Below are 2,693 nucleotides of genomic sequence, written 5' to 3'. Positions count from 1 at the left end.
CACCAGCACCGAAAGCGTCAAAGCCAGGAAGGGCGGTTCGACCAGGAGCTTGGCGAGATCGTATTTCTGGCCGATGCCGTGCAGCGTCAGGTCGAACATGACCGCGCCCTTGGCGGGCTCCAGCATGGCGATCATGTCGAGCGCTGCGGCCGCCGTCTGCTCGTCCTTCAGCCCGGCATTGTTGATGAAATCGGGATCGGTGAGGATGTAGAAGGGTTCGTTGTCGAGCTCGGTGAGGATGGCTTTGCCGTCACCGGCCGCGATCAGCGGGTGATCGTCCGCCACCCATTGCAGTTCGTCCGGCACGGCGATCTTGCGGCCTTGGACATCGATCGTGTCGACCTTCGGCTTGCCTTCGCCGAGCTTCGCCTTGGCGATGCGGCCGAGCCAGTCGTTGACGACCGAGTTCGGCAGCCGTTCGATTTTCGTTTCCCAACCGTCACGGCCCAGCAATGGCATGGTCTGCCATTTCGGCAACACGAACAGCGTGTCCTTGCCTGAGCGCAGCTTGATGAGGTGATCGAACGCGGCCGGGTCGCTGCCCGGCGCGATGGTGACGACGAGCAGGAAGGTGGAAGCCAGCGGCGACTCCTTCTCGCCGCGCTCCATCGGCGGCGCCTGTCTAGTGGTGAGCTTCAGCCATTCGACAAGCCCGGCATAACCGGTGCCGCCTTTCGAAAACGGCGTGGCGCCGCCTTCAGGCTGGCGGAAATCGGGCGCATAGGTGGACAGGAGGAAGAAGCCTGCAGCGGCCAGAAGACTGGCGAAAATGCCCCAGAACAACGTCTTGCGGCTGAACGGCTCCTGCGCTGCTTCCGTCGTTGCCACGCTCATGCCCAGGCGTCCCGGAAGGCGAAGCGCTCATAGGCGCCGCGCGCCTGCTGCCACCCTTCGGCGCCGACGGGCCGCCGGGCAAACAGCGCGGCTTCGACGATGCGGGCGATCTCGCTGAAGGCGGCGCGGGGCCGGCTGGGGATCGAGCTGGCGGCCGCGATGTCGCGCGCGGTGAGCGACGGTCGCAGGAAGTCCGGTATGTGGGTCGCGATGTCGGCGACGCTGCGGCGCAGCAGAAGATGCACCGCCTCGTCAAACTCGCCGCGGGCGGCGAGCGCATCGGCCTCGGAGAGCAGGACCTGGGCGACTTCAGCGTCCGGACGCCATTCCTCCTTCTCCTCGGTCTCCTGGCGCTTGCGCCGCCAGGACAGGCGCCAGGCGACGCCTTTGGCTTCAAGGACGAGCAGAAAAGCGATGATCGCGACGCCGAGGATCACCGCGCCCCAGAACAGATAGATCATGTAGGGGCCGAGCTTGGCCAGGCCATCCAGCAGCGGCTTCAGCCACTGCGGCGGCTCGGGCCGCACATAGGTCGGCAGCCCGAACTGGATCGAATCGTCCGCCAGCAGCTGCATGTGCAACTGTGCCAGCCGTTCCGCATCTTCCGTCCCTGCGGCTGTCACCCGCCCGTTTCCCCTGCAACCCGCGGTTCAGGGCCGACACTGGCAATACGCCATGACAATTGCAAGTGCACTGGACGCAGCCCCGCAATCTTGGCAAATTTACTTTGAAGTCACCGATTGGATGCGGCGATGACTCGGGGGAAATTATCATGACCACTGCAACTTTGGGACAACCCGGCAGGTTCGAGATCGGCAGGGTCTTCAGCAACACATTCGGCGTCATTGGCCGAAACATCGGGCTTTGCGTGGGGCTGGCGGCGCTGTTCGCCGGCCTGCCGACATTGGTGATCCGGATGGTGACCCAGCCTCAGATCGACGCGATTCTGCAAAGGGATCCTGGTGCCATGCCTGATCCGAGCGCGGCATTTCGCAATTCCTACATCACCATCATCGCCGGTCTGATTTCATTTGTGTGCACGCTTCTGCTGCAATCGGCGCTGGTGCGGGCGACCATCGAGGACCTCAACGGCAAGCGGCCGTCCTTCGGCGACTGCATCCAGATTGCGATCCGCTTTCTGCTGCCGACGCTGGCGATCGGCATTCTTGTCGCTCTCGGCGCGGGCATTGGCCTGATGCTGCTGATCGTGCCCGGCATCATTCTGTGGCTTGGCTGGTCGATGTCGGTGCCCGTCCTGATCCAGGAACGGCGGGGCGTGTTCGGCTCGATGTCGCGCAGCCGCGCCCTGACCAAGGGCAGCCGCTGGTCGCTGTTCGGCCTGTTCCTCATTCTCATCATCATCGCGATGATCATCCAGTGGGGAATTTTGCTCGTTCTCGTGCTGTTCGGCGGCCTCATCGCCGAGATCGGCGCCGCGCTGGTGCAGACCGTGGTGTCGATGGTGCTCTCGATCGCCACCGCGGTGAGCTACGTCGAGCTGCGTCAGGCGAAGGAAGGCGCAAGCATCGACGAACTGGCGGAGATTTTCTCGTAGCGGCCGGCACCGTCGAGGAGCGACAGCCGCCTAGTGACAACAGCAACAGTCCGCCTGCACGCTCGTCCGGCTCCTTCCAGGTCAGATTGTAGAAAGGCCCGGCGGCATAGGCGATGCCCCAATGCACGAAGGCGCAGCCGGGATCGCGCTCCAGCGCCTTCTCGAAGCATTTGATGCCTTCCTCGTGGTTGAAGCCGTAGCACCAGTTCAGCCCGATATCGAACCAGCGCTGCGTCTCGTCCGAGGAGGTGGAAATGGGGCGGCGATAGGTGCCGAGGTCGAAGTGATCCATGCCTTGCTGCTT

At 63.8% G+C, this 2,693-nt stretch carries 3 protein-coding genes and 1 pseudogene; 1 reads left to right on the top strand and 3 read right to left on the bottom strand.

Annotated features, from left to right (window positions below; all coding sequences use genetic code 11):
• A partial coding sequence (locus EOA24_RS33485) for a DUF4350 domain-containing protein (protein WP_127410558.1) occupies nt 1-834 on the bottom strand: 834 nt, incomplete at its 3' end.
• Nucleotides 831-1,457, bottom strand: coding sequence for a DUF4129 domain-containing protein (locus tag EOA24_RS33480; RefSeq protein ID WP_126083071.1), 627 nt, complete (start codon nt 1,455-1,457; stop codon nt 831-833). The genes EOA24_RS33480 and EOA24_RS33485, both read right to left, overlap by 4 nt.
• Nucleotides 1,458-1,606: 149 nt before the next feature.
• Between EOA24_RS33480 and EOA24_RS33475 the strand changes: the two genes are divergently transcribed.
• A complete protein-coding gene (locus tag EOA24_RS33475; protein ID WP_126083070.1) occupies nt 1,607-2,389 on the top strand; it encodes a hypothetical protein in 783 nt (260 codons plus the stop codon).
• Between the two features lie 70 nt (nt 2,390-2,459).
• Here EOA24_RS33475 and EOA24_RS43495 read toward each other — a convergent pair.
• Nucleotides 2,460-2,681, bottom strand: a pseudogene (locus EOA24_RS43495) (hypothetical protein); the annotation flags it as partial.
• Between the last annotated feature and the right edge of the window lie 12 nt (nt 2,682-2,693).

It is taken from the genome of Mesorhizobium sp. M2A.F.Ca.ET.039.01.1.1 (assembly GCF_003998035.1).
Taxonomy (GTDB): Bacteria; Pseudomonadota; Alphaproteobacteria; order Rhizobiales; family Rhizobiaceae; genus Mesorhizobium.
The sequence above is the reverse complement of the archived record's forward strand: the minus strand, read 5'-3'. Positions and strand labels throughout refer to the sequence as shown.